This is a genomic window from Catellatospora sp. NPDC049609 (assembly GCF_040675365.1).
In the GTDB taxonomy this organism is placed as follows: domain Bacteria; phylum Actinomycetota; class Actinomycetes; order Mycobacteriales; family Micromonosporaceae; genus Catellatospora.
In genome coordinates, this window is sequence record NZ_JBFAOU010000333.1 from 1 (window position 1) to 4,284 (window position 4,284).

At 66.6% G+C, this 4,284-nt stretch carries 2 protein-coding genes; both read right to left on the minus strand.

Annotated features, from left to right (window positions below; genetic code table 11):
- Positions 1–113: 113 nt before the first annotated feature.
- A complete protein-coding gene (locus AB0J67_RS39495) occupies positions 114–1,595 on the minus strand; it encodes a SigE family RNA polymerase sigma factor (RefSeq protein WP_363490682.1) in 1,482 nt (493 codons plus the stop codon).
- Between the two features lie 809 nt (positions 1,596–2,404).
- The gene (locus tag AB0J67_RS39500; protein ID WP_363490684.1) at positions 2,405–3,556 is read right to left on the minus strand and encodes an acyltransferase; all 1,152 of its coding nucleotides are present in this window, start codon (positions 3,554–3,556) and stop codon (positions 2,405–2,407) included.
- Positions 3,557–4,284 lie beyond the last annotated feature (728 nt).

The window sequence follows — 4,284 nt, forward strand, 5'->3', positions numbered from 1 at the left end:
GAAGACACGACGAGCCCATCGACGCGGCATCCAAAAAGGATCTGCGATCGGACCAGCAACCGCCACCGTCAGCTATTGCGCACAAGATCGTTAACAAAACCGACGGCAGTGCGTCAACGTCCGGCCGGGCGGAGCGTCATCCACCAATCGCCGGTCATCCGCTCGGACTCGACGGTTATCGTGATCGTCGCTCCCGGCCCCGGCTTGAAGCGGTAACCCCCGAGGTACGTCTGCTCGGAGTCCAGGGAGCCGCTGTACGTCATCGCGCCGTCGGTCTGGTAAGTCCACCAGTCGAGCTCCCTCAGTGGCACGCCGTCTACGGCTATGCGCAGGCGTCCCGGGGTCTGCGCCTCGGCGCGCAGCTCGATCGTGCCGTGCCAGGTCAGCGTGGCACTGTGGGCGCCGCGGGCCGTCAGCACGGTGACACCGGCTGGCTTCATGTTCAGGAGCGGGTCGCTCAACGGTGGCAGGGTCGCCGGTGGCGTGGGAAGCGGGAACTCGGCGAAGGTGATCGAGTCGGCGATCGCGAGGGTGAGCGTGCCCGCTGGTAGCGGTTCGCCAGCTAGCGCGTTTTCCGGCCGAGCAGGCGCGAGATCGACGGTCATGGTCGCCGGGTGGCCTGCCACCAGGCCGAGCATCGCCGGGTCCAGGCCGACGCGGCTGGCGCTCACCCCGATGTTGTCGTCGTGCATGCAGGTGGCGAGGGCGGCCCGGTGACCGTTGACCCAGATCTGCACGGTCAAGGGCAAGAAGGTCTTGTGCCGGCAGCCGATGTATACAGTCTGGGGCTGGGTGCCGGGCGTCCAGGTCAGCGCGGCCGGAACGTGGTCGGCGTAGCCGTGCTGGGCCGATGCGACCACCCTGTAGTAGGTGTCGCCTCCACCTGGGGTGGTCGGCTGGCCGTGCACGTACCGTGGGACCTCGACTGGGAACGCCGGTTCCGGCAGGGCGTTGCGCCCCAGTTGCGGGACCAGGGCGTACGCGGCGATCAGCGCGAGCGCGGCCAGACACGCCGCCGCGATCCCGGCGATGCGGCGGCGACGGCGACCCGCGATGCGGTGGTGCACCGCGACCAGGCGCTCGTTGCCCGCCGGAGCCTCGTCGTCCGGTAGCGGCAGCGAACGCAGGCTCGGGTCGAGGCGAAGCTTCGCCAGCCCCTTCGAGGCGTGGGTCTTCACCGAACCAGCCGAGATGCCCAGCGTACGGGCAATCTCAGCCTCGCTGAGGTCCTCGAGGTAGCGCAGCACCAGCACCAGCCGCTGCTGCCGAGGCAGCCTCGACAAGGCGCGCCAGACCTGGTCCCGCTCGTCGATCGCGGCCTGCGGCGACGGCACGGCCCACTCAGGCAACTGACCGGTGGGCCGCTCACCATTCCATCTACGTCGCCACCAGGAGTTGTAGGTGTTGGCCAGGACCGTGCGGACGTACGGCTCGGGATTGCCGTCGATGCGCGCCCATGCCGACCAGGACTTGGCCAGCGCGGTCTGCAACAGGTCCTCGGCCAGGGCGTGATCGCCGGTTAGCAGGTACGCGATACGCAACAGATGCCGCGAGCGCACCATCACAAACTCGTCGAACGTCGCCGTCTCAGCCATCGCGTCCCGCCTCCCGATCATCCTGTCAGCAACCCGTACCGGCCGAGCCGCCGGTTAGGTTGAACCGCGTCTCGACGAATCTCGGGACGCGAGATTGCCGGGTCGAGATGGGAACTGCACCTCGTGATCAAACAATTGCTCGAACGCGTCGGGATCACGACACCACGTGCACCTTGGCCGCTGGAACCAGCGAGCTGGAAGAGGCGGGTGGACGCCACGGGCACACAGTTCTACCCGGCAGGCTCGTCCGGTCGGCGACTGCGAGCATGATTCCGGTACGCAAGCCGAGTCGTCCGCAGGCTTGCTGGGTGACTATCGGTGGGACGCGGCTGAGGGCGCTGAGCAGACTATCGCTTTTGATGCCGTGCGGCGTGTGGGCGACAGCGAAGTCCGTATCCGCCCAGGTCTGATGCCCGCGGACTCGATGCTTGTCTTGTCTGTTCAGGCTCAGGACAGCGATGCCTTCCTCGCGATCGAAAAATACGTTGCGCCCGGGCCGGAGCGCGTCGTCGAAGTTCGACGTCGCCGTCCCCGCTCCCGCAGTCTCCGAGACGCCGTGACCACGGTTCCGACACCGGCGTTCCTGTCGACTGACCAACGATGAACAGGAACTGAAGATCCAGAAGTACGGTTCAGGAAGCGACCAGGAGCAATCCCCGCACCGCACCTCAGGCCGACTCGACGCCAACGGACGTCCGCCAGCGATAGTTGCGCGCCCAAGTCGTCCAGGTAGCGATGGGCCGTGCGGTACGGACACCTCAAGGCGACGATGGCACCCGGGCATGCGACCGCGTCTTTCCGCTTCGGCGCTACTTCGGCACGGCTCCCTCCGCATTGCCAGCCCTGCCGATGTTGCGGATGTCGCGCAGCGACGCGGCGAGGCCGTGCTTGAGGCGCGTGCCGGCGGGGCGCTCGACGTACCGGTGGATGAGCCACGCGGCACCGAGCATCAGCACGACCGTCCCCGCCAACAGCAGCCAGTGCGACACGTGGCGGCGCAGGCCGAGGACGAGAGTCTGCCCGATCGACTGGTGAATCAGGTACAGCGGATAGGTCAGTGCGCCCGCCGTCACCCACGACCGCCCGCGGACCGCGCGGAACGCGCCCAGCGCAACAGCGATCATGATGGCCCAGAATACGGTGACCACTGCGGCCACAATCCACCAGTTGTGGTGGAAGTTGACCACCGCCGGGTATCCGTCGAGCCGGTAGAGCGCGATCAGCCAGTTCAGGCCGACCAGCCCCCACAGCAGCAGGTTGGGCCCGAACCGGTGGATGAGGAACAGCACGATCCCTGCGACGAAGTACGGTGCGGAGTCCGCCACGATCATCGCGGAGACCCATCCCTGGTTCCATGTCGTGGAGAAGACCGCGACGATGGTCCACAGCGTGCAGAAGTACACGACCCTGCGGTAGGTCACTCCCAGCCACGCCACGATCGCGAATAGTAGGTAGAAGCGCAGCTCCGCGCCGAGCGACCAGTAGGACCAGTCCTGGTCGGTGACACCCAGGCCGCTCTGCAGCATGGTCAGGTTGACCAGCGATTCGGGCGCGGGCAGCGGCCCGCGCAGCACCGGCCAGGCTGCAAGGACGGCGGTGGTGAGCACGAGGCCGATCCAGTACGCCGGGAACAACCGCGCCACCCGGGACACTGCGAATTCGCCGAGGCTGCGTCCCCAGCTGCTCATGCAGATCACGAACCCGCTGATGAGGAAGAACAGCTGCACGCCGAGCCAGCCGAACGTGGCCATCACGGCAAGGCCGCCGAACAGGTCCGCAGGATCGACACCCCAGGGGCCGCGCACGAGGTGGTGCGCAACCACCATAAGCGCCGCGACCAGCCGCAGGCCGTCCAGAACCAGCAGGCGGCCACCGACTGCCGGGGGTGGTTGCGTTTCAGCCGCTGCCCCGCCCGCAGCGTGGGGAGCCCTTGCCAACGCCTTCGGCGCCGCACTCGACACTAAGCCAGCTCCTCACATGCCGCTTACATGGGTTTCATCCCGTTTCGCCATCGGCGGGATGAAGAACCGTACGTGGCAGACGCTCGTGCTGCCCACTTGTTTCGCGGAAGTTGCGGCGATCCAGGCGTAAACCAGGAACCGGCAGGCACGGACGCAAGTTCCCGCCGCGGTGAAGGCACTGGCGGACGCACCACCCACCCGCATCGAGCGCGATGTTTCAATCAGAGAGGGTTGCCGTGCCGGCCGCTGCGGCTGGGCCAGATGGGTGACGCGGCGGCATTCACGGCTGGCTGCTCTCACGCGGTTGGCGCGTATGCAGGGTGCCGGTATGAAGGTGCACGCCTCGGGGGCGTGATCGCCTCGACCGGCGCCGCACAGGGGTGTGTGAAACGGCGCCTGGGCGTCCCCGGTCCTGGCACCACTGTGGGAACGATGAACTGTGACGCCTTACGCATTGACTCCGGCTGCGCGACACTCGTGGGAGGGCCAGGTCGCTGTACCTGTGTCGTTGCGCCTTGGCTGTCTGCTGTGCCGCTCTCACGAATCCGCATCGCAATGCATATTCGTGAGTTCCTGTCCGCATTTGACATGTTATAAGCCTCGTTCGTTGACGTTCTTTACGGCGCCGTCTTGCTTACGATCTTGTGCGCAATAGCTGACGGTGGCGGTTGCTGGTCCGATCGCAGATCCTTTTTGGATGCCGCGTCGATGGGCTCGTCGTGTCTTCA

What these genes read in the sequence shown, in the direction of transcription:
- AB0J67_RS39495 (WP_363490682.1), bottom strand. Translation starts at nt 1,595, where the DNA reads ATGGCTGAGACGGCGACGTTCGACGAGTTTGTGATGGTGCGCTCGCGG.